We start from the raw sequence: 20,865 nt of genomic DNA, 5'->3' as shown, positions 1-20,865 counted from the left end.
ATGAGTGTTAGACTGATCAAACGGATGTCCCTTGCGCTGGGGTTTGGGATCGCGACTTTGACGCTGTCGGCCTGTGACGGTGTGACGGTCGGGGTCGGGTACGGGTATGACCCGTTTTACGACTCGATGCTGTGGAACGACTATTACCATGACGTTAATGTGGATATTGACGTTGATCGTCCCAACCGGCCTGATCGACCAGTGCGCCCCGAGCGTCCGAAACCGCCTGTGGCCAAACCTCCCGCGCGCCCGCGCCCACCTGTGGCGCGCCCACCGGTTGCCCGCCCGCCCATTCATCGACCGGGCCCGCGACGCTAAGGAACAAAAGGCCGCCTGTCAGGCGGCCTTTTTTATGAAAGAAGCTCGGTCGTTATGTGGGCCGAGCCTTCGAGCGTCCGGTGAACCGGGCACTTGTCCGCAATCTCAAGCAATCGTTGCCTTTGCTCCTGATCCAGCGGGCCGCTCAGGCGGATTTTCCGGCGAAACTGGTCCACCTTGCCGTCATTCACCAATCCGGCATCCTGCGCATGAACTTTGTCATGACACACATCGACGCTGACATTTGTCAGGGGCCAGCCTTTGCGCCTGGCGTACATGCGTATTGTCATCGATGTGCAGGCCCCCAAACCGGCCGAGACAAAGCCATAAGGCGACATGCCCTTGTCCGTACCGCCATAGGATGCGGGCTCATCCGCGACCAGATGGTGGTTTGGACCGGCCTGAATATCCTGCATGAACCCGCCCGGATCTGCTTCTGTTATGCGCACAACGCCCTCTGGCGCACCCGGTGGCGGAGCGGGCGGGCACAGTTTCACATAGCGCGAAACCCAAGCGGCGATGACATCTGCTGCATATTCGGCGTCAGAGGCGCGCGTGATCAGATGATCGGCATCGTCGAGAGTTACAAAGCTTTTGGGGTGTTTCGCGGCCATAAAGATCGCGCTCGCATTGTCGATGCTGACCGTTTCGTCGCGTGGAGCATGAAGGATCAACAGGGCAGCTTTGAGGTCGGCGATTGCAGATGACAGGGCTGATTTGGCAATATCGTCCACAAAAGCCTTACCAATTCGGAAGGGGCGACCACCCAGAGAGACCTCGGCACTGCCGTCCTCTTCGATCTGAGGCAGCGCCGCCTCAAAGTGATGCGATACATGGGCGGGGTCCGCCGGAGCACCCAATGTCACGACGGCTTTTACAGTCGGAATACCAGCCCGCGCCCGCAGCACCGCCGCGCCACCAAGCGAGTGGCCGATCAGCAGTGCAGGTGCCATGTTTCGACCGGCCAGATATTGCGCGGCTGAAATCAGGTCCTCGACATTCGAAGTGAAGGTCGTGTTGGCGAATTCGCCTTCTGAATGGCCCAGCCCGGTGAAATCGAACCGAAGCACCGCGATACCCATGGCAGCCAGACGGGCAGAAATGCGCCGGGCGGCCGGGATATCCTTGGAACAGGTAAAGCAATGGGCGAACAGGGCCGTTGCCAGCACTGGTCCGTCCGGCAAATCCAGTCGCGCCGCCAATTGGCTGCCGTCATGTCCGGCAAAAGTGATGCGTTCCGTGGGCATGTCGGCTCCTTAAGTGGTACGGGGGAACACGCCCAATACTGTGTATTTGACCCTTCGGTCACAACCCTTAAGTCACACGCGTAACGGGAAGGTGAGAACGAATGGGTGTTTCACAGACTGCACAAGATCCCCGCCGTTTTCGTGTTGCACGGCGGCGGAACTCTCACTTTCTTTTAATATCAAGAACGATGATGACAATCAGAACAAACATTCGTTTCACTTATGTCTCGGCACATCCCATCTGTAGTTCATGAAAGCTGAAACAGGAGACACAGATGTCACATGCAGATATTGCGCCCCAGATACCCGACCTGCGTTCACGTATGATCCTGGCCATTATTCTGGCCGGCGTTGCCGGGTTCGCGGTCGGCCAATCCTGGCCCGCACCCCAAGGTGGTTCACAGGTTCAGATCAGCCCTGCCACGGAAGACTGGCATGGAAACGTCCGCCGGTCCCATTGGTCGGAGTGAAGGCCCGGCCTTATTCGATCCCCATCAATTGGGGGTCAAAGGGATATCTGGACAGGTTCTCATACCCGGTTTCGGTAATGAGAACCTGATCCTCAAGCTTGATGCTGAAATCGCCACCGACTTCGCCGACACAGGCTTCGACGCACAACACCATGCCTGGCTCCAGCGGATAGTCATAGGCGCCTTCGACGGCTTTGTCCGGATACGCGACCAGCGGCCATTCATCACACAATCCCACTCCGTGCATCAGGCAGCCGTATTTCTGCGCCTGAAACTTGTCGTCAAGCCTGTGCGACATGGCCGTAAGTTCCGGGATCATCACACCGGGCTTCAGCATTTGCATGTTGGTCATGATGTGTTCATGCGCGTGCTGCATGGCATAGATCATGTCAGGGCGGGGCTTTTGGTCACCAATCCACCATGTACGCGAGATATCGATGCAAATCCCGTAAGACCCGATCAGGTCGGTGTCGAAGGCGATGATTTCGTTTTGCTGCGTGATGCGCGGGCCGCATTCCTGGAACCAGGGGTTCGTGCGTTGGCCTGACGCCAACAGGCGGGTCTCGATCCACTCGCCACCGCGCCGGATGTTTTCCGCGTGCAGAACAGCCCAGATATCATCCTCGGTTGTCCTGCCATTGCCGACATTGGCGCGCGCAAAGCTCTCCATTTCCGCTACAGCGGTTTCACAGGCGTGATTGGCACAGCGCATGGCCAGAATCTCATCTGGCCCCTTCACGGAACGGGTCTTTTCGGTCAGCTCTTCGCCTTCCATGACCTCAAAGCCCTGCGCCTCAAGCGCGCGCAGACCGTGCAACATGATCTTGTCGACAGCCAAACGTTTATTGCCGCCGCCATGCGCATCGATCAGCACGCGCACCTCGTTCGAGAAGACATCTGCCGCTATATTCACCTTGTCGCCACGGTCGAAGTAAAACAGATCCGCGCCTGAACGCTGCTCGCGCACCAGCGGATTGAACGTGCTGAGAAAAGGAGAGTTCTTGTAGTCCCAGATCACCATATAGCCATCGGCACATAACAGCACCGCGCGAAACGGGTTATGCGTATTCCACAACTGCATGTTCGTGCTGTCGGTCGCATAGCGGATGTTCAGCGGGTCAAAAACCAGCAAACCACCATATCCGCGATCAACGATGGCCTGCGTCAGTCGCTTCCAGCGGTGTTCCCGCATCCGTGCAAGATTGGGCAATTCCAGACCTGCCGCAGCCCATTCGTCAAAAGCCAGCTGTGTCGGCCCGATCTCGATCCGGTCATTCTCATTTGGCGTGCCATCGCCCAGCGTAGCGCCTCGGCTGGGGTCAATCTTGCGCGCGTCTCGGTAATGCTTGTTCATGACGGACCTCGTTGCTTGTTCGGTCAAACCTAAGGTGCCCATGTGGATCGTCTTGGAAAAATGCGACGGCGAACCTGTCGTTTTCGACCGACAAAAATATCGACCTATGCTAAGTCGCTGGTATGAATAAAGTTCTGCAGGAAAAAATACCATATGATGTCGGCGACCCGCGTGCTTTACCGGGTATACAGCCTGCAACGATGGAAAACTGGTTGCATCGGGACGAGGCTTATGCCGGTCAGATGCAACGCCGGGAGAAGCTGCTGACAGAACGCCGCGATGACGTTCTGGCGCTTGATCCGCAGGCTGAATCTGCTGCTCGGGAACTGCTCGACCTTGTGGTGTCGCAGGTCTATCCCAATGCGGGTGAGGAGGTCGTCAGACCCGATGGTGCGACCGTCGCAGTCGACCGGGCGCAGCCGCTTGATACATTGTGCAGGCTGGTTCAGGAGGATTTTTGCATCCTTCAAAAGCGCGGAACTGAACATGTATTGACCGGCGCAATCCTGTGTTTCCCGGCCAGCTGGCTTTTGTCCGAGAAATTCATGCGACCACTGATCGACATCCATGTGCCTGTAGCAAGTTACGACGACAATATCGCCAAGCGGGTGCAGCGCCTGTTCGACGGGATACAGCCCGGTCGTCCGCTCTGGCGCTTTAACGTGCTTTGGTATGAAGACCCCGAACTGTTTCAACCCCGAAGCGCCAGTGACAGGCGGGGCGTCAAAGAACGACGTAAAACGTCTTACCTGAGAAGTGAGCGGCAAACCCTGCTGCGCTTGCCGAAAACGGATGCGGTCGTCTTTTCAATCCACACTTATGTTCTGGCGGCGAACGCGGTCCCCAAAATGGAAAACCCCGCCTGAAGGCGGGGCATCCAAGGAGGGTCTTCTGTAATTCTCTTATTGGCCCAAGGCGGCCGCAACATCGGCAAACGCGTTTGTTGCGTTCAGGGCAACTATCGCGAAGGTAAAGACAAGCACCTGGGTGTTGAGGCGAAAATCTTCACCCCGGATCAGATTCACTGCAGCCATTGACAGGGCAATCGGGGTCGAAACGCCTGCCAGTACACCCGTCATGCACCAACTGCTGAGACGCAGAACGTCGCTTGGCTTTACGACACCATCGTCGTCATCGAACGTTTCCTGACCTGGCATGTTTGTATCTTCACTGCGAAACGCGATGCTGAGCAATTGTTCATCTGTCAGCTGGATCGGGCGGGACGTCGAAGTATGAAGTACACTTAAGGTGTCACCGTTCTCTGGCACATTCACTGCCGAGAATTGCCCGGTCAGCGACTGAAAAATTTGTTTTCTGTCGCGTGATCGGCTGGGGGCCAGAGTGTCAAAGGCGCTCATAAACTGCTCGACCGTCAGAACCGTGTGTGGCGACAGCCATTCAACGCGCCGGGTCGAACAAATGTCGACCATGCGATACAGAATGACGACCATCATCAGTTCCGAAATCTCGGAGTCATCCAGCAGGGGTGAGACCGGCGTGATTGAAAGAACCAATCTGTTTTGCGGATTTGCGGCGCGGGGTTTTGTTATCGTTTTTAGCCCCGCGGCGCGATCCATACGCTCGTACCGGTCTTCCTGCTCGGGGGTGCCTGTATCCAAGGTCAGTCGCACAAGATACTGACTTGAAACAATGCTGGCTTCAGAATTGCTCAGCAACGCCTTGCGTTCGACCAGATGGCCGTAATCTTCCAGCGTCGTGGCAACGATTGTGCCAAAACGCTCGATCGCGCCATTCGCGTCGCCGTTAAATTGCAGGCCGCCATGGTAGCTGTGCTTCCGAGCCACTGCACTGTCCTTTTTGCGTACTGTTCAGCAAACACTGTAACAACCATTCGTGTGGAGAATTTGGCGGAAAATGCAAAAAAGGTGATTTTACTCCGGTATTGGTTACGCGTTGGAAACCAAGAAACTAAAGGCTTTTGTTTGTCACTGTGGCGGAAATGTGGCGAAAGCGGGTGCGGAGTGTGTTTTTGGTGCGACCGCCTATTGGTCGATTCGGGCGGCCATGATTGCTATGGATTGCTGATAAACAGAGGCCGCGTTCCACTGTTGCAGCACTTGAAAATTCGGCTCCCCTGGCTGATAGCCACGCCCCGGCTTCCACCCTTTCTTGCGAAGATAATTGGCGGTCGAGGCAAGCGCGTCGGTCATGTCATAGAAGTCCACCCGACGGTCGCCGGTGGCATCGACGCCATAGGTCAGGGCGTTGCCCGGCAGGAACTGAGTGTGGCCCAACTCGCCATGTTTTGCCCCTTTTGTCGCCACGGTAATGCTTCCTGCATCGACCAGTTTAAGTGCCCCAATTGCGTGCGGAACAAAGAACTCGGACCGGCGACAATCATAGGCCAGTGTTGTGATTGCGGAAACAACCTGACTGTCTCCCATAAAATTGCCAAAGCCGGTTTCCATGCCGTGAATGGCGATCAGAATGCCCGGCGGAACACCGTATTGCCGTTCAAGCGCAGCATAGAAATCGGGATTTGCAGCCTTGCGTTTGCGCCCCTGCGCGACGATTGCATCAGCACCTCTGACACGCATGAATTTGTCCAGTGTGTATTTGAAGCTTTTCTGATTGCGGTCTGCCGCAATTGTGCCCGTGGCGTATTGAGCTTGGGCAAGCGCCTGAAGGCCCTTTTTTTTCACACCAGCCTTGCGGGCCTGCTGGGCGAAATCGGCCTTCCAGGCCTCGAACCCCGCGCTGGTATTCCCACAAGGCGCGGCCAGAAGGGGTGAGGACACAAGCAGGGCGAATAATACGTAAAGGCGAAACATGCAGGTAATCCGGTTGTGTTAAAATCTGAGGCCAGCCTACTTTGAGCTTTGAATTGGGCAAAGCAGTTCGTTGGAGTAGCACCAACCGCTCCTGCAAAAGCTTGTTGACTGGTCTGCAGAGCGCCTTTGAAGGGTTTCAGATCCTCAGCATCGGGCAGATAGCAAGGGCGAAGGTAAAAAGTGTGTATTCTGCGTCATGGCGCTCGAAAAGGCTGAACAGCGACAGACCGGCGCAAATGAAACAGGGGCGCCCGTTTGGGCGCCCCTGTAAATCCATGCCGTGTTGCTTAGCAGCTGTAATACATGCCGTACTCAACCGGGTGTGGTGTGTGCTCGTAGGTTTCGACCTCTTCCATCTTCAGGGCGATATAGCCGTCGATCTGGTCTTTGGTGAACACGTCACCTTGCAACAGGAAGTCGTGATCGGAAGCCAGCGCTTCCAGAGCTTCACGCAAGCTGCCGCAGACCGTCGGGATACCGGCCAGTTCCTCGGCAGGTAGATCGTACAGGTTCTTGTCCATGGCTTCGCCCGGATCGATCTTGTTTTTGATGCCGTCCAGGCCAGCCATCAACAGAGCGGCAAACGCCAGGTAGGGGTTCGCTGCCGGATCGGGGAATCGAGCCTCGACACGTTTTGCTTTAGGGCTCTCGGTCCACGGAATACGGACACAACCTGATCGGTTGCGGGCCGAGTAGGCGCGCAGAACTGGGGCTTCGAAACCGGGGATCAGGCGCTTGTAGCTGTTGGTTGCCGGGTTGGTGAAGGCGTTCAGTGTCTTGGCGTGCTTCAGGATACCACCGATGAAGTACAGCGCTTCGTCCGAAAGATCAGCGTATTTGTCACCCGCGAACAGTGGCTTGCCGTCTTTCCAGATCGACATGTTCACGTGCATGCCGGTGCCGTTGTCACCTGCGATAGGCTTCGGCATGAAGGTTGCCGATTTGCCGTACGCATGAGCCACGTTGTGGATGACGTATTTGTACTTTTGCAGTTCATCCGCCTGCTTGGTCAGGCTGTCGAAGATCAGGCCCAGTTCGTGCTGGCATGACGCAACTTCGTGATGGTGCTTGTCGACCTTCATGCCCAGACGCTTCATGGTGGACAGCATTTCCGACCGCAGGTCCTGCGCTTCGTCGATCGGGTTCACCGGGAAGTAGCCACCCTTGACGCCCGGACGGTGGCCCGTATTGCCCATTTCGTATTCGGTGTCGGTGTTCCATGATGCGTCAGTTGCATCAACTTCGTAGGATACCTTGTTGATCGTGTTCGAATACCGGACATCGTCAAACAGGAAAAACTCGGCTTCGGGGCCCATGTATGCAACATCGCCGATCCCCGATGCCTTCAGGTAGGCTTCGGCTTTCTGCGCTGTGCCGCGCGGGTCACGCTCATAGGCTTCGCCTGTATCGGGTTCGACGACCGTGCAGTGTACGCAAATGGTTTTCTCAGCGTAGAACGGATCAACATATGCGCTTTCGGTGTCGATCATCAGCTTCATGTCCGATGCTTCGATCGACTTCCAGCCTGCGATGGACGAGCCATCGAACATGAAGCCTTCGTCCAGGAAGTCTTCGTCGACCTGATCGGCCATCAGGGTCACGTGCTGCAGCTTGCCGCGGGGGTCGGTGAAACGGACGTCGACATATTCGGCGCCCTCTTCCTTGATCAGCTGAAGAACTGCGTCCTTGCTCATTCTCTTAATTCCTCTGACTTGAAGATTGGTATGTTAGAGCGCGTCCGAGCCGGTCTCGCCGGTACGGATGCGAATGGCTTGTTCAACCGGAGAGACAAAGATCTTACCGTCGCCGATCTTGTCGGTCTTGGCTGCCGACACGATGGCCTCGATGGCCGCATCGACCTGGTCATCGTCCAATACGACCTCGACCTTTACCTTGGGCAAAAAGTCGACAACATATTCCGCGCCACGATACAGCTCGGTATGGCCTTTCTGACGGCCGAAACCTTTGACTTCGACGACGCTGAGACCCTGAACACCTACGTCCTGCAACGCCTCTTTCACTTCGTCCAGTTTGAACGGCTTGATGATCGCTTCGATCTTTTTCATTCCGGCTCACCTTGAATGGTTGTCTCAGGCGCAGTGATCACGTCTAAGATCGGGCAGCAACGTGATTGCGGTATCGGTCGGGTCGGTATCCGTTGAAATCAGGCTCTGTGCTAATTTTTGGGCGGTTTGCACAAAAAGTAATCGAAACTGAATCGCGCGAGGGTGTGACATGTCCGAATTGCTGACAGCGGCGCAGATGAAAGCCATCGAACTCGCGGCCATCGAGTCCGGTGAGGTCACGGGCTTGGAGCTGATGGAGCGGGCAGGGCAAGGCGTTGTCGAGGCGATCTTCGAGGAATGGCCAGATCTGGACAGGCGAGGGGCCAACCCCTCGCGCTCCCCGGAGTATTTGGAAAAAGATGAAGATAATCCGTTGCGCGCGGTCGTGCTGTGCGGGCCCGGAAACAACGGCGGTGACGGGTTTGTCGTGGCGCGTCTTTTGCGGGAACTGGGCTGGAAGGTTGAGGTATTCCTGTATGGCGATCCTGACAGGCTGCCGCCGGACGCGCGGGTGAATTATCAGCGATGGGGTGAGTTGGGTGTTATCAACGCGCTTTCAAAAGAAGGCTTGAAGAATGACCGCCTGGCCAATTTTGGAATACCTAACGTTTTGGTGGACGCGATTTTCGGCACGGGGTTGACACGTCCGATTGATCCTGTGCTTGGGCAATTGTTGGAGTATTTTTGCAGCTTGTCATCACGCGTTCGCTTTGTGGCAGTCGATTCTCCTTCGGGGCTGTGCATGGACAGCGGAAAGGTGCTTGGTGCCCGAGCAGAAATATTGACCGATGCCAGACCCCTTTCTGCGGATCTGACAGTAACCTTCGAACGAAGAAAACTTGGGCATGTGTTGAGCGACGGTCCGGCCTATTGCCGGAAAGTGAGCGTCGTCGAAATTGGTCTGAATGAAACGTCGGAGCGGCACTGGGGGCAGGTTATTTTGCAAGGAGAAAGAGCAGGCCGGGGTCCAGTCCGCAGCGTCACTCTGGACGACCAAAAGCTCGATAGCGGGCGGCGTGCAAGAACGCTTTTGACAAAGCAAAGCGATTTACCTTCAGTCGTTGCGCACAAATACACCCATGGCCATGCCCTGATCCTTTCGGGTGGCCCCTCCAAATCCGGTGCGGCGCGTCTGGCCGCGCGGGGGGCCTTGCGGATTGGGGCAGGGTTGGTGACGCTGGGGGTGCCATCCTTGGCGTTGGCAGAGGTGGCGAGCCGGATCACTGCCCTCATGCTACAGTGCGTTGATGGTTCTCAAATGCTGTCAGACGTATTGCAGGACGTGCGGATGAACGCCCTTTGTCTGGGCCCCGGTTTGGGGTTGGAGCGCGCGCGGGACCTGGTGCCGGTCGCCCTGATTGCGAAACGTGCGACGGTTCTGGATGCGGATGCGCTGACAGCTTTTGCTGGTGATCCCGGAAACCTGTTCGAAATGCTGCATGACCGCTGCGTTCTGACCCCACATGGCGGAGAGTTTGCGCGGCTGTTCCCCGATCTGGCGGAAAAGCTGAGCGAAACGCCGGTCAGAGGCCCCGCCTATTCCAAGGTGGACGCAACGCGAGAGGCAGCGGCACGTGCGGGATGTGTCGTGTTGTTCAAAGGGCCGGATACTGTCATTGCGGCCCCGGACGGGCGATGTTCGATCAATGCCGCGTGCTATGATCGCGCCGCCCCTTGGCTTGCAACCGCCGGGTCAGGCGATGCGTTGGCCGGTTACATCGCCGGGCTATTGGCACGGGGGGTCGATCCGATGACGGCGGCTGAGACAGCAGCGTGGCTGCACGTGGAATGCGCACGGCGTTTCGGGCCGGGATTGATCGCCGAGGATCTGCCTGAGCAATTGCCCGGTGTTTTCAAACAGCTGAATGTCTAGTTGTTTTGGGCAGAAAGCAGTTCAGGCTCTGTCTGAATCGCATGTTTTCGCTGTCAAGATGTGCGCGGATGCATACCGCATATTTGTCAGGTGCATAGGTAGGCATCACTATTCATTTGCAAGCTGCCAGTGGGGGCTGGAGTCGTATCTTGTAAGCTGATGAAAAATAATGTAAAATGGTAGAATTCTTTGTGTGTTCTGTTGCTAAAATACAATTCTTGCGTAAGACAAGGGGCAGACCACTGGAACGCTCGGATTCAGTAAACAAATGGGCAGTATCTGAACCCCGAACCAATTATGGTGAGTGAAATGACCCCAAATATCAAAAAGATATCGGTTGCTGCCTTTCTGACTGCCACGGTCGCTGTTCCGGCAGCCGCAGAGCTGAAATACGAAAATAACAGTGGCGGCTATGTGCTGTTGTACGGGCAGTTTAACCCAGCCTTGATTTCTGTTGATGACGGGCAAGATACCGAGACCCGGGTCCTCGACAACGATCTGTCGAACAGCCGGGTTGGCCTGCGCCTGATGCAGCCATTTGGCCAGAACGAGTTTACCTTTCGCTTGGAAACGGCGTTGGGCTTGCCGAACTCGACTGAATGGAACCAGAACGGTACAAATTTCAGCGGCTGGACTCGCGACGATATCCGATTTGTGGATTTTGCCTTGAAGGGCAGCTACGGCAAATTCTCGGCTGGTCAGGGCAGCATGGTGGCAGATGGTGCTGCCGAGGTGGACCTGTCCTATGTCGGCACCGCGCTGTATTCGTTCACAAACGATGAAAACTCGGGCTTTTTCTATCGTGGCACAAACGGTGTGTTGAGCGGTATTACGGTTGGTGACAGTTCCAGCAACTTTGACGGCTCACGTCGCGGGCGTGTGCGGTATGACACACCAACGGTTAACGGGTTCTCGGCCGCATTTGCATATGGTCAGAACATCCTGTCCAGCAGTGACGATGATGACTACTACGACGTCGGTGTGTTCTATGAAAACACCTTTGCAGGCGGAGTAGAGTTTGCGGCAGCTGTCGCGTATTCGGTGCGGGACCGGGATGACAATTCAGGGGATCGCAAAGATACCATCGGTTCGGCCTCGGTGTTGTTGCCCAGCGGTCTGGGTTTCACGATTGCCGGCGGCACGCGTGACGATGACCGGGCTGGCCAGACGGACCCGAATTACTGGTACGGCAAGGTCTCGTACGAAGGGAACTGGGTTTCCTGGGGTAAGACAGGTGTCGGCATCGACTATTATGACGGCGCGGATTTCGAGACCAACGGGTCCGACACCAAGGCATGGGGTATCGCTGTCGTGCAGAAGGTCGAAGCGATCAATACCGATGTATACCTGAAGTATCGCAACCACGACTTCGAGGATGGTTCATCCTTTGACAACAACGAAGCATGGGTTCTGGGCGCGCGCTGGAAGTTTTAATTGCCTTCCAGCGACCCAACACGAACGCCCCGAAAACCGGGGCGTTCTTTTTTGCCAAAACCAGGTTGATTCAGCCTTTGCCCCTTGCACGTTGGCGGCAGGGCAAATAGAAGGCGTCAAATTTGCCCGGCGCGCCCGTTTTGCGCGCCCCGAATCCTATGGGGACTACCAAAATGCAGGTTACCGAGACGCTGAACGAAGGTCTGAAACGCGGCTACAACATCGTTGTGACCGCAGCCGAACTGGACGACAAGGTCAATGAAAAGCTGACCGAAGCACAGCCTGAAATCGAAATGAAAGGCTTCCGCAAAGGCAAGGTGCCGATGGCGCTGCTGAAGAAGCAGTTTGGCCAGCGCCTGCTGGGCGAGGCGATGCAGGAATCCATCGACGGTGCGATGAACAAGCATTTTGAGGACAGCGGCGACCGCCCCGCGCTGCAGCCCGAAGTCAAGATGACCAACGAGGACTGGAAAGAAGGCGATGATATCGAGGTCGCGATGTCCTACGAAGCGCTGCCCGCGATCCCTGAGGTCGATCTGAAATCGGTCGCGCTGGACAAGCTGATCGTCAAAGCGGATGACGCCGCCGTCGAGGAAGCGCTGAACAACCTGGCTGAAACCGCTCAGGACTTCAAAGCCCGCCGCAAGGGTTCGAAAGCCAAGGAAGGCGACCAGATCGTGTTCGATTTCGTCGGCAAGGTTGATGGTGAAGAATTCGAAGGTGGATCGGCGGAAGATTACCCGCTGGTTCTGGGCTCGAACAGCTTCATCCCCGGTTTTGAAGACCAGCTGGTCGGTGTGAAGGCCGAGGAAGAAAAAGACGTCAACGTGACTTTCCCGGAAGAATATGGTGCCGAACACCTGGCCGGAAAAGACGCGGTCTTCACCTGCACGATCAAGGAAGTGAAAGAGCCGGTTGCAGCGGAGATCAACGATGAGTTGGCGATGAAGTTTGGCGCCGAGGATCTGGCCGCCCTGAAAACTCAGATTTCGGAACGTCTGGAAGCAGAATACGCAGGTGCATCGCGCGCTGTCATGAAGCGGGCCCTGCTGGACGCGCTGGATGAGAAAGTGTCGTTCGACCTGCCGCCGTCGCTGGTTGAAGCCGAAGCCAAGCAGATTGCACATCAGCTGTGGCACGAGGAAAACCCCGAGGTAACCGGCCATGACCACGGTGAGATCGAACCCACCGATGAGCACAACAAGCTGGCCGAACGCCGCGTGCGTCTGGGTCTGTTGCTGGCTGAACTGGGCCAAAAGGCAGAGGTGGAAGTCACCGACGCCGAGATGACCCAGGCGATCATGAATCAGGCCCGTCAGTACCCGGGCCAGGAACGCCAGTTCTTCGAGTTCGTACAGCAGAACGCTCAGATGCAGCAGCAACTGCGCGCGCCGATCTTCGAAGACAAGGTTGTCGACTATGTGTTCGAGCTGGCCCAGGTCAGCGACAAGGAAGTCAGCAAGGACGACCTGCAAAAAGCCATTGAGGCATTGGAAGAGGAATAATCCTCTTCCTTCCCTCTTTGTTCAGAGAGGGGAAAAAACGGAGCCGCCTGTAAACAGACGGCTCCGCATGGGTGGCTTTTGTGTCTATGAGGTGAGGGGGTCAGGCCTCATGAGCAAAAGCACGGGGGGTTTCTAACAAAGCGATCTTCTGCTCTGGTGTGAACGTATCCGAGAGCGCTTCGATCAGCTTCAGAACGTCCTGACGTTCAGCTTCGTTCCTCGCGGCGCTCATCTGTTCCACAAAATACTTCTCAAGATCAGTCAGTGGCTTGTGATCCTGATTGGCCGGGTTCTGGGTTGCGGCCTTCTTGGCTGCAAACAGTGCCAGTGCCACTTCGTCGTCCATAAAGACGTTCTCATGGATGCCTGCAAATTCGCGCAGGCCCGAGATGCGTTCATCGGTACAATCCAACAGGGCGGCCAGTGCCGAGACTTTCCCCATGGGAACCGTTTCGCCGACATAGTCATATGGCGCGCAGTTCGACCGTTTCAGAACCCGGTCCATGACCGGATCGATTACGGTGATGATATCCTGAATGCCTGAGTTCTTGGCATATTCCAGAGAACCAATCATCAGCTCGCAGGTAGCATAAGAGACAGAATTCTTTTCCTTGCCACGCGTTAGGCGCTGCGTGTCCACGCAGAAGCGTGTTGATTCCCACATTGTTGCGCTGCGAAGTGGTGCTTCCCCGCAAAGGATTGCCGAAAACACATCCGACAACATATGAGGTCCTGTGGTCTGTAGGGCACGCACGGCTGCGACGACATTCCCCCCGTCGTCGAGTCCGATTACATATGCCGGGTCCAGATGATCGAATTCATCAATTTCCTTGCCGTCTTCGATCTTTACGTCCCATCCAAGACGTCCGCCAAAAACACGTGCTCTCAACTCGAACATTTCGTCAAGAATTTCGCTGAACATATGTCTGTTCAGGCCATCTACCACGATGATCATTTCTTCCCCCTTCGAGTGGTTGTTCGGTAATACTGACGTTACCGCTCTCGAAAGATTTTTCTATTGGGGGATTCCCGTATTTTGACGAAATTTGGGGATTTTTTTGTTTATCCCGGGGTAATAAGCCCGATCGCTATCGCCCGCCCTACAGCCTGAGGGGTGGTCAGCGCACTAAGCTTTTCCCGGCTCGAACGCAAGTGTACTTCTACGGTTCGGTGCGAAATAGACAAAATATCGCCGATATCCTGCTGCGACTTACCTGCGGCGACCCATTGCAGGATTTCCGCTTCGCGAGAGGACAATGTCGGATGATATAGTGCGTTGGTCAGCTGATCCGACGACACGACATTGTCGTGGATGTGTACGGCCATGGCCTGCAAATCGCCGATAAAGTTTGTATAGAGCTTACGCCACTCTTCCTTGCTGCAATTTCGGGTTGCGCTCAGCAGGCCAATATCACCGTAAGGGCCACGTACCGGGATCGTAACACCCTGACTGGGCAGGCCAAAATCATGAGCATCCCGGAACACACGCTGAAAATCCGGACTCCGTTCAAGACGACTCCAATCCACCGGAGCAATACTGCGGCGGGCCATGTGGATGGTCGGGTCGATCATGATCAGACCCTGTTTCTGGTAATGCTCGGTCCAGGCGTCGTCATAGGTGACAAAGCCAGCCACTGTTCCTGCCGCGGGATTCATGCCAGCGTAGGCCGCATGATCCATGTCATGCTTCTCACAGATTTGCCTTAGAAACTCGGTATATCGAACTTCAGAATCCGGCAGAGTGCTCAGATCGACAATTTCCATGTGGCGCCTACCAGCTGTGGCCCATCTTGCCGCCCGATGGTGTCGTCGAGCATGCGTCTTACACAGAGTGGAACCCGTTTACCTCACCACGTCAGAACATCATACTTTTCTAAACATGACAAGGAGAGGTCTTAATTGTCTGTGCAATACCGCATATTGCGACTACCAATAGAACATTTTTGTCACTATTCAGTTTCAAGTGCCAAATCCGGCCAATTTCTGACGCCAATGGACGTCAGGGCGCCGGTCTCAACCCGGTTTCGACCAGCATCCCCTTGGCTTTTGCCTCTGGATAGTAACCTTTGGCGTACAGAAAAATCGCCCTGCGTTGATCCCCGTCGGACAGCAGCCAGGCACCGCGCAGGTACTTTCCCGCAAACTCAAGGTTGGTGTCTGCGTCCAGCAAACCTTCGGCTTTACCAGTGTAACCCATCGAGCGCGCAGTGGCGGGCAGAACCTGTAGAAGGCCGTAATAGGGCTGGTTGACGGCCCATGGCCGGTGCGTGCTTTCGCGAATGGCCAGCTTGTGAACCAGCTCCCGCGGAATTTCGTAATGGTCCGCCCATCTGTTGATCGAAGCTCTCAGCTCGGGCGTTTCATTCGGGTGGAGCGGCGGGTCAAAATGTGGCGTACCCGCCTTGGAGACCTGGTCTGCCCCGCAGGCAACCAACGACACAAATAGAAACAGTGCCAGGAAACTTTGGCGCAGATAAACAAGCATTTTTCGGTCCTCTGGATTTCGGCGGCAATGATACGGAACGACAATGAGCCTTCAAGCGTACACGGGAAAATGGGCTGAAACTTGCCGGTACGACTTGTGAATACAAAGGGAAAAAAGAAAAGGCCGCGCTTTGGCGCGGCCTTTAGGATGCTCACAAGCAGCCGGATCAGGCTTTGGCTTCGTCTTCCGCAACCGGTGCCGCGTCGGCAACCATGTCATCATCATCCGAAGCGGCCGAGCCGATGTCGTCGAACAGTTCGGCGATTTCGAATTCAGCAGCGGCTTCTTCTTCAGCAGCCAGTTCCTGAATCGATTTGCCCGAAGCCTGCAGTTCGGCTTCTTCTGCCGAACGGGCCACGTTCATTTTGATTTCGACTTCAACCTCGGGGTGCAGTTTCACTGCGACAGTGTGCAGACCCAGTTCTTTGATCGGGGCGATCAGGACAATCTGTTTCTTGTCGACGGTGAAACCTGCTTCGGTTGCGGCGTCAGCGGCGTCACGCGGGGTGACCGAACCGTACAGAGCGCCGGCATCCGATGCCGAGCGAATCACGATGAACTGCTGACCGTCCAGCTTTTCAGCCAGTGCTTCAGCTTCTTTCTTGGTTTCCAGGTTGCGGGCCTCAAGCTGCGCTTTCTGGGCTTCGAACGACGCGATGTTGGCGTCGGACGCGCTCAGGGCTTTGCCTTGGGGCAGCAGGAAGTTGCGGGCGTAGCCGGGCTTGACGTCAACGACGTCGCCCATCTGACCCAGTTTCGCAACGCGTTCCAGCAGGATAACTTGCATGTCAGTCTCTCCTTACTTCACAGCGTAGGGCAGAAGGGCGAGGAAGCGGGCGCGCTTGATAGCACGGGCCAGTTCACGCTGCTTTTTCGCCGAAACGGCGGTGATGCGCGAAGGCACGATCTTGCCACGCTCAGAGATGTAGCGCTGCAGCAGACGGGTGTCTTTGTAGTCGATTTTCGGCGCGTTCTCACCCGAGAACGGGCAGACCTTGCGGCGGCGGAAAAATGGTTTTGCGGCCATGGTTTAGTGTCCTTTTCTCAGGCGTTGATCAACGGCGCTCGCGGCGTTCGCCACGTTCGTCACGCTTCTGCATCTGAACCGACGGACCATCTTCGTGGCCGTCGACCTTGATGGTCAGAACGCGCATGACATCTTCATGCAGACGCATCAGGCGTTCCATTTCCTGTACCGCGCCCGAGGGGGCATCGGTTTTCAGAAAGGCATAGTGGCCCTTGCGGTTTTTGTTGATCTTGTAGGCCATCGTCTTGACGCCCCAGTACTCGCTGTCAACCAGCTTGCCGCCGTTGTCAGCCAGAACGGTGCCGAAATGTTCGACGAGGCTTTCCGCCTGCGCGTTGGACAGATCCTGACGCGCGATCATTACATGCTCATACAGTGGCATGTGCACTCCTGTTTATATCAAGGCGCATTTCATAGGCGGGGCCAAACATTCCTTCGCGACCCTGCCACGAGAGGCTGCGCGATTCATATGACTGCGAAGGATGGCCCCGTATACACGTCTGAGCCGCAGGAGCAAGCCCTGCCACACATGCCTCTGAGACGCCGCCCAAATTCCTTTGGGTCGCCCAATTGCTGACGCTTTTCGGCTCAAAGTTGTTTTGCATACCGGGCATCAACCGGACCAACAGAATTTCGAAAGTAACCTTAAAAGGGTGACGTGTTATGACCGCTACTAACACAAACGCATATCAGGAAAACGTTGCCGGCTCGCGCTTTGAGAATTCAGTGCCGGTAATGATCACGTTTGCACCGAACTGGAAGGCCCGCCTGATCCTGGCGCGGATGGTCGGGGCGTTTTTGATCGTTTCCGCGTTTTCAATGTGGTTGATGCCCGGATCGGTCGTTGGCGCAGATGTTTGGCCGATCAAGATGGCGGCATCCATGCTGTTTCTGGTCGTTGGCGTCGCCTTGCTGACGATCGAGGTTCTTGACCCGCGCCCTGACGCCTATTTCGACCCGATCCGCCGAGAAGTCCGGGTGTTGCAAAAGAACGAAGACGGACGCCCTCAGACTGTCCTGCGCCGCAGCTATGACTCGCTGGGTGGGGCGCGTTTTGAAGAGAATGAAGTTCACCTGTTTGACGTGGACGGCAGTCTTTTGATGAAGCTGCCACTTGAATCGGCGGATGTCAGCCGGGCGCTGAAAGGGCAGCTCAGCAAAAGCGTAACAATTTTCGGTTGATTTTTATTCTGTTCAAAAAAGAACAGAAGTTGTGAATCAAAAAAGGTTGTGTGCCGCCCTTGGGCGGCACATTTTGTATTCAAGCAGTCCTGACGGACTGCATTCACAAAACCGCGGAGATTGATATGAAATCCACCCTTCTTGCTGCTGCATTGGCCGTATCAGCGACAACGGCATTCGCCAGCGCCGAGAAATACGTGTTGGATCCCAGCCACAGCCAAGTCATTTTCAGCTATGACCACCTTGGGTTTTCAACCACGACTGGCATGTTTTCCGGCTTTGAAGGCGAGATCATGTTCGACCAGGAAAACCCCGCCGCTTCGAGCGTGAGTGTGTCGATGCCCGTTTTGGAGATGTTTACCGGCTGGAAACCCCGTGAAGATCACTTCATGACCGAGGATTTCTTTGGCGCGGCCGAAGGAGATTTGATCACCTTTACTTCGACAGGAATCGAGGTGACTGGTGAAAACACCGCGAACATCACCGGCGATCTGACGATGAACGGTGTGACCAAATCGGTTGTTCTGGACGCAAAGCTCAACAAGGCTGACACCCACCCGATGGCAAATCAACCCTGGGCTGGCTTCAACGCGACAACAACGCTTGTCCGTAGCGAATTCGACTTGGGTCAGTTTGCACCGTTTGTCAGCGACGAAGTGCAAATCCAGATTTCGGTCGAGGCACAAAAAGCCGAGTAATCACAGAATCACGAACAGAAAAACGCCGGTGACCAAATCACCGGCGTTATTTTTGCCTTACTGACCGCGTGCCGCTGTGAGTTCTACGGATACTGCGACGGTAAAGCCCAGCGAGTCTTCGGTAGGCTGCGATGTGCCTACATCAAACTCCAACCGGTTAAGTTCGGTTGTGCCCGCCATGGTGGCCGTGTCGCCCTGAAGATCCAGTGAGAAGGGCAAAACGACATCGATCGACTGGTCGCGAATTGTAAGCGGACCGCGCGCCTCGTACCCATTTTCGGTTTTATAAAGGTCGGCCTTGAACTGAGCAGTCGGGAACCGGGCGTTGTCGAAGAAATCCGGTCCCATGGCCTGATCGGTTACGGTTCCAAGACTAAGCGAGCCGATGCCTATCGTGACATCGACAGATCCTGCCGGGCCCGGCTCTGTGGGTTCGTCAAAAGTAATTGCGGCCGTCCAGTCAGAGAACGTACCCGTGACGGGGCTGTTCAGTTGCGAAATCGTAATCGACAGCGTGCCGTTCTGAACCTGCCATTCGGATTGAACCTCGGCCAGTTGGACATCCGGTGCTTCACTTACGTTAGGGGTAAGCTTACCCGTTGCCCAGCCTCCGGTGACGACGACACCCCAGACCACCAATGCGGCGACGGCTGGAATCAGTGAATGGGTTTGATGTGGTGGTTCCGGCACATCAGACAGGCCCGGTAACATCCGGCGCAATGTGCCGTCCTTGTCGATGACGTGATGTTTCAGCGCACCTGCAACGTGTAGGACAAGGGAAACAACCAGAACCCATATGAAAAGCCAATGCAGAACCCCTGTAACCTCGGCCACGGCGGTGGATTTCGGTACAAAAGGCAGGTTTTGGCCGAAGGGCCAAAGGATTGGGGCAAAGCCTTCGGTCGCGGCGTGGTGAATCCAACCGGTCAGCGGCACAAGGACCAGCGATCCGTAAAGCAGCCAGTGGACGGTTTCAGCGGCGAAGGCTTCGGGCTTGTTGTCAGCATTCAGAAGGCCGGGCTTGGTTTGCGTGAACGCCCAAAGAATGCGGGCCAATGCCACGAAGAACACGGTAACCCCCACGGTTTTATGCAATGAGAACACGCGCGCTGCACGGGCAATTTCCAACTCGGTCGGGGCCGCTGCCGAGTGCAATACCGCATGTGCCAGATTGTCCGCGACCCAGCCGAGGGGCAAAGCCGTGAAGATCAGCAACGCGGTTAGCCAATGAAACGTCTTTGCGATGCTGCCGTAGCTTGAAAAGGAATTGGTCGATTGCATGTGTCGGACGCTCCGGGATTCTGGGTTGTGCCCAAGGTAAAGCCGGATGAAACAGACACAAGTGAGCGCGGGTGCACACAAAAGGTGCCACAATGCAGAAAGCAGGCAATGCTTGTGCCAGACGATCAGTCAGTTTACACCCCGCCGCAACCTGAAACCATCCATGAGGTTGCAATGACACTCGCGTTCGTTTTTCCGGGACAAGGCGCCCAGACCATAGGTATGGGCAAAGCTCTGGCAGAGGCCTATCCGGCGGCTCAGGCCATTTTCGATGAGGTGGACGACGCGTTGGGCGAGAAGTTGAGCAGTCTGATTTGGGACGGTGATATTGCTGACCTGACACTGACCCAGAATGCTCAACCCGCGTTGATGGCGACATCGATGGCAGCCATGCGTGCTTTGGAAGCCGAGGGCGTATCCGTCAGCATGGCGGCTTTTGTGGCGGGGCATTCACTGGGTGAATACTCGGCTCTGGCCGCGGCGGGGGCCTTGTCTGTTGCAGATACAGCGCGTTTGCTGCGCACCCGTGGTCAGGCTATGCAAAGCGCGGTACCCGTGGGCGAGGGGGCCATGGCCGCCATTCTGGGGCTGGATCTGGAGGCCGTACGCGCCGTGGCGGAAGAAGCCGCACAGGGCGAGGTCTGTCAGGCCGCAAATGACAACGATCCCACGCAGGTCGTCGTGTCGGGTTCAAAAGCGGCTGTCGAGCGCGCAGCCGAGATAGCCAAGGAAAAAGGTGCAAAACGTGCCGTTATGTTGCCGGTAAGTGCTCCATTTCACTGTTCGCTGATGAAACCTGCTGCAGATGTAATGGCAGAAGCGCTTGCTGCCGTCGAAATTAAGGCACCAGCCGTACCTTTGGTGGCCAATGTTCGCGCCGAGGCTGTCAGCGATCCGGATCTGATCCGTCAATTGCTGGTCGAGCAGGTGACCGGTTCGGTTCGCTGGCGGGAAAGCGTGCAATATATGGCGGCTCAAGGCGTGACTGAAACATGGGAAATCGGCGCTGGCAAGGCGCTGTCCGGTATGATCCGCAAGATCGATCGCGAAATCGCGGGCAAGGCCGTGGGCACACCGGAAGACGTTCAGAAGACCATTCAGGTCGAATCGTAAGCTCAATCCGCGTTGTAAGC

22 protein-coding genes are annotated in these 20,865 nt (G+C 56.0%); 9 read left to right on the top strand and 13 right to left on the bottom strand.

What is annotated here, in order from left to right; all coding sequences use genetic code 11:
* Entirely contained in the window at positions 1-318 is a 318-nt protein-coding gene (locus tag ACR3FC_RS03385; RefSeq protein WP_480473402.1) for a hypothetical protein, read from the top strand.
* Positions 319-350: 32 nt separating this feature from the next.
* Here ACR3FC_RS03385 and ACR3FC_RS03380 read toward each other — a convergent pair whose 3' ends face one another.
* Positions 351-1,565: a bifunctional alpha/beta hydrolase/OsmC family protein gene (locus ACR3FC_RS03380; protein ID WP_480473401.1), complete on the bottom strand. Its 1,215-nt coding sequence runs from the start codon at positions 1,563-1,565 to the stop codon at positions 351-353.
* A 275-nt stretch (positions 1,566-1,840) separates the two neighbouring features.
* Between ACR3FC_RS03380 and ACR3FC_RS03375 the strand changes: the two genes are divergently transcribed.
* The gene (locus tag ACR3FC_RS03375; RefSeq protein ID WP_480473400.1) at positions 1,841-2,035 is read left to right on the top strand and encodes a hypothetical protein; all 195 of its coding nucleotides are present in this window, start codon (positions 1,841-1,843) and stop codon (positions 2,033-2,035) included.
* A gap of 10 nt (positions 2,036-2,045) precedes the next feature.
* Here ACR3FC_RS03375 and dddP read toward each other — a convergent pair whose 3' ends face one another.
* Positions 2,046-3,389 carry a dimethylsulfonioproprionate lyase DddP gene (gene dddP, locus ACR3FC_RS03370; RefSeq protein WP_480473399.1) on the bottom strand — a complete coding sequence of 448 codons (1,344 nt, stop codon included), beginning with the start codon at positions 3,387-3,389 and terminating at the stop codon, positions 2,046-2,048.
* A 122-nt stretch (positions 3,390-3,511) separates the two neighbouring features.
* Here dddP and ACR3FC_RS03365 point away from each other — a divergent pair, with 122 nt between their 5' ends.
* Positions 3,512-4,255 carry a heme-dependent oxidative N-demethylase family protein gene (locus ACR3FC_RS03365; RefSeq protein WP_480473398.1) on the top strand — a complete coding sequence of 248 codons (744 nt, stop codon included), beginning with the start codon at positions 3,512-3,514 and terminating at the stop codon, positions 4,253-4,255.
* A gap of 36 nt (positions 4,256-4,291) precedes the next feature.
* On the opposite strand, the gene ACR3FC_RS03360 is transcribed toward ACR3FC_RS03365, so the two are convergent.
* The 4 genes from ACR3FC_RS03360 to ACR3FC_RS03345 form a co-directional block, all read right to left on the bottom strand.
* Complete coding sequence (locus ACR3FC_RS03360; protein ID WP_480473397.1) at positions 4,292-5,194, bottom strand: hypothetical protein; 903 nt, start codon at positions 5,192-5,194, stop codon at positions 4,292-4,294.
* A 198-nt stretch (positions 5,195-5,392) separates the two neighbouring features.
* The gene (locus ACR3FC_RS03355) at positions 5,393-6,181 is read right to left on the bottom strand and encodes a lytic murein transglycosylase (protein ID WP_480473396.1); all 789 of its coding nucleotides are present in this window, start codon (positions 6,179-6,181) and stop codon (positions 5,393-5,395) included.
* A 287-nt stretch (positions 6,182-6,468) separates the two neighbouring features.
* Complete coding sequence (glnA, locus tag ACR3FC_RS03350) at positions 6,469-7,875, bottom strand: type I glutamate--ammonia ligase (protein ID WP_480473395.1); 1,407 nt, start codon at positions 7,873-7,875, stop codon at positions 6,469-6,471.
* Between the two features lie 33 nt (positions 7,876-7,908).
* Positions 7,909-8,247 (bottom strand): P-II family nitrogen regulator, encoded by a 339-nt coding sequence (locus tag ACR3FC_RS03345; RefSeq protein WP_209503542.1) that lies wholly within the window; start codon positions 8,245-8,247, stop codon positions 7,909-7,911.
* Positions 8,248-8,416: 169 nt separating this feature from the next.
* Here ACR3FC_RS03345 and ACR3FC_RS03340 point away from each other — a divergent pair, with 169 nt between their 5' ends.
* From ACR3FC_RS03340 to tig, 3 genes are all read left to right on the top strand, one after another.
* The gene (locus tag ACR3FC_RS03340; RefSeq protein ID WP_480473394.1) at positions 8,417-10,120 is read left to right on the top strand and encodes an NAD(P)H-hydrate dehydratase; all 1,704 of its coding nucleotides are present in this window, start codon (positions 8,417-8,419) and stop codon (positions 10,118-10,120) included.
* Between the two features lie 309 nt (positions 10,121-10,429).
* Complete coding sequence (locus ACR3FC_RS03335; RefSeq protein WP_480473393.1) at positions 10,430-11,554, top strand: porin; 1,125 nt, start codon at positions 10,430-10,432, stop codon at positions 11,552-11,554.
* 173 nt (positions 11,555-11,727) lie between these two features.
* The gene (tig, locus tag ACR3FC_RS03330) at positions 11,728-13,059 is read left to right on the top strand and encodes a trigger factor (protein ID WP_480476781.1); all 1,332 of its coding nucleotides are present in this window, start codon (positions 11,728-11,730) and stop codon (positions 13,057-13,059) included.
* Positions 13,060-13,159: 100 nt separating this feature from the next.
* Here the strand turns inward: tig and ACR3FC_RS03325 are convergent, their stop codons facing one another.
* From ACR3FC_RS03325 to rpsF, 6 genes are all read right to left on the bottom strand, one after another.
* Positions 13,160-14,014 (bottom strand): acyl-homoserine-lactone synthase, encoded by an 855-nt coding sequence (locus tag ACR3FC_RS03325; protein WP_480473392.1) that lies wholly within the window; start codon positions 14,012-14,014, stop codon positions 13,160-13,162.
* 107 nt (positions 14,015-14,121) lie between these two features.
* Positions 14,122-14,823: an autoinducer binding domain-containing protein gene (locus tag ACR3FC_RS03320; protein WP_480473391.1), complete on the bottom strand. Its 702-nt coding sequence runs from the start codon at positions 14,821-14,823 to the stop codon at positions 14,122-14,124.
* A gap of 235 nt (positions 14,824-15,058) precedes the next feature.
* The gene (locus ACR3FC_RS03315; protein ID WP_480473390.1) at positions 15,059-15,544 is read right to left on the bottom strand and encodes a transglycosylase SLT domain-containing protein; all 486 of its coding nucleotides are present in this window, start codon (positions 15,542-15,544) and stop codon (positions 15,059-15,061) included.
* A 166-nt stretch (positions 15,545-15,710) separates the two neighbouring features.
* Positions 15,711-16,331: a 50S ribosomal protein L9 gene (gene rplI / locus ACR3FC_RS03310; protein ID WP_267364588.1), complete on the bottom strand. Its 621-nt coding sequence runs from the start codon at positions 16,329-16,331 to the stop codon at positions 15,711-15,713.
* A 12-nt stretch (positions 16,332-16,343) separates the two neighbouring features.
* Positions 16,344-16,571 (bottom strand): 30S ribosomal protein S18, encoded by a 228-nt coding sequence (gene rpsR, locus ACR3FC_RS03305; protein ID WP_005608650.1) that lies wholly within the window; start codon positions 16,569-16,571, stop codon positions 16,344-16,346.
* Between the two features lie 28 nt (positions 16,572-16,599).
* On the bottom strand, positions 16,600-16,953 hold the full coding sequence (gene rpsF, locus ACR3FC_RS03300) for a 30S ribosomal protein S6 (protein WP_209503558.1): 354 nt from the start codon (positions 16,951-16,953) through the stop codon (positions 16,600-16,602).
* A 353-nt stretch (positions 16,954-17,306) separates the two neighbouring features.
* Here rpsF and ACR3FC_RS03295 point away from each other — a divergent pair, with 353 nt between their 5' ends.
* The gene (locus ACR3FC_RS03295) at positions 17,307-17,753 is read left to right on the top strand and encodes a hypothetical protein (protein ID WP_480473389.1); all 447 of its coding nucleotides are present in this window, start codon (positions 17,307-17,309) and stop codon (positions 17,751-17,753) included.
* A 125-nt stretch (positions 17,754-17,878) separates the two neighbouring features.
* Positions 17,879-18,451 (top strand): YceI family protein, encoded by a 573-nt coding sequence (locus ACR3FC_RS03290; protein WP_209596807.1) that lies wholly within the window; start codon positions 17,879-17,881, stop codon positions 18,449-18,451.
* 57 nt (positions 18,452-18,508) lie between these two features.
* Here the strand turns inward: ACR3FC_RS03290 and ACR3FC_RS03285 are convergent, their stop codons facing one another.
* Positions 18,509-19,732, bottom strand: coding sequence for a cytochrome b/b6 domain-containing protein (locus ACR3FC_RS03285; RefSeq protein ID WP_480473388.1), 1,224 nt, complete (start codon positions 19,730-19,732; stop codon positions 18,509-18,511).
* A gap of 174 nt (positions 19,733-19,906) precedes the next feature.
* On the opposite strand from ACR3FC_RS03285, the gene fabD reads away from it, so the two are divergent.
* Positions 19,907-20,845, top strand: a complete 939-nt coding sequence (fabD, locus tag ACR3FC_RS03280) for an ACP S-malonyltransferase (protein WP_480473387.1) — start codon at positions 19,907-19,909, stop codon at positions 20,843-20,845.
* The last annotated feature ends 20 nt before the right edge of the window (positions 20,846-20,865 follow it).

This window comes from Ruegeria sp. AF3, assembly GCF_056536285.1.
The sequence above is the reverse complement of the archived record's forward strand: the minus strand, read 5'-3'. Positions and strand labels throughout refer to the sequence as shown.

Bases quoted from the DNA above. Each gene is read 5' to 3' on its own strand.
- rpsF (WP_209503558.1), bottom strand. From the start codon at position 16,953: ATGCCACTGTATGAGCATGTAATGATCGCGCGTCAGGATCTGTCCAAC.
- dddP (WP_480473399.1), bottom strand. From the start codon at position 3,389: ATGAACAAGCATTACCGAGACGCGCGCAAGATTGACCCCAGCCGAGGC.
- ACR3FC_RS03385 (WP_480473402.1), top strand. From the start codon at position 1: ATGAGTGTTAGACTGATCAAACGGATGTCCCTTGCGCTGGGGTTTGGG.
- rplI (WP_267364588.1), bottom strand. From the start codon at position 16,331: ATGCAAGTTATCCTGCTGGAACGCGTTGCGAAACTGGGTCAGATGGGC.
- ACR3FC_RS03375 (WP_480473400.1), top strand. From the start codon at position 1,841: ATGTCACATGCAGATATTGCGCCCCAGATACCCGACCTGCGTTCACGT.
- ACR3FC_RS03355 (WP_480473396.1), bottom strand. From the start codon at position 6,181: ATGTTTCGCCTTTACGTATTATTCGCCCTGCTTGTGTCCTCACCCCTT.
- ACR3FC_RS03285 (WP_480473388.1), bottom strand. From the start codon at position 19,732: ATGCAATCGACCAATTCCTTTTCAAGCTACGGCAGCATCGCAAAGACG.
- rpsR (WP_005608650.1), bottom strand. From the start codon at position 16,571: ATGGCCGCAAAACCATTTTTCCGCCGCCGCAAGGTCTGCCCGTTCTCG.
- ACR3FC_RS03380 (WP_480473401.1), bottom strand. From the start codon at position 1,565: ATGCCCACGGAACGCATCACTTTTGCCGGACATGACGGCAGCCAATTG.
- ACR3FC_RS03295 (WP_480473389.1), top strand. From the start codon at position 17,307: ATGATCACGTTTGCACCGAACTGGAAGGCCCGCCTGATCCTGGCGCGG.
- ACR3FC_RS03315 (WP_480473390.1), bottom strand. From the start codon at position 15,544: ATGCTTGTTTATCTGCGCCAAAGTTTCCTGGCACTGTTTCTATTTGTG.
- ACR3FC_RS03325 (WP_480473392.1), bottom strand. From the start codon at position 14,014: ATGATCATCGTGGTAGATGGCCTGAACAGACATATGTTCAGCGAAATT.
- ACR3FC_RS03345 (WP_209503542.1), bottom strand. From the start codon at position 8,247: ATGAAAAAGATCGAAGCGATCATCAAGCCGTTCAAACTGGACGAAGTG.
- tig (WP_480476781.1), top strand. From the start codon at position 11,728: ATGCAGGTTACCGAGACGCTGAACGAAGGTCTGAAACGCGGCTACAAC.
- ACR3FC_RS03290 (WP_209596807.1), top strand. From the start codon at position 17,879: ATGAAATCCACCCTTCTTGCTGCTGCATTGGCCGTATCAGCGACAACG.
- ACR3FC_RS03365 (WP_480473398.1), top strand. From the start codon at position 3,512: ATGAATAAAGTTCTGCAGGAAAAAATACCATATGATGTCGGCGACCCG.
- ACR3FC_RS03320 (WP_480473391.1), bottom strand. From the start codon at position 14,823: ATGGAAATTGTCGATCTGAGCACTCTGCCGGATTCTGAAGTTCGATAT.
- fabD (WP_480473387.1), top strand. From the start codon at position 19,907: ATGACACTCGCGTTCGTTTTTCCGGGACAAGGCGCCCAGACCATAGGT.
- ACR3FC_RS03335 (WP_480473393.1), top strand. From the start codon at position 10,430: ATGACCCCAAATATCAAAAAGATATCGGTTGCTGCCTTTCTGACTGCC.
- glnA (WP_480473395.1), bottom strand. From the start codon at position 7,875: ATGAGCAAGGACGCAGTTCTTCAGCTGATCAAGGAAGAGGGCGCCGAA.
- ACR3FC_RS03340 (WP_480473394.1), top strand. From the start codon at position 8,417: ATGTCCGAATTGCTGACAGCGGCGCAGATGAAAGCCATCGAACTCGCG.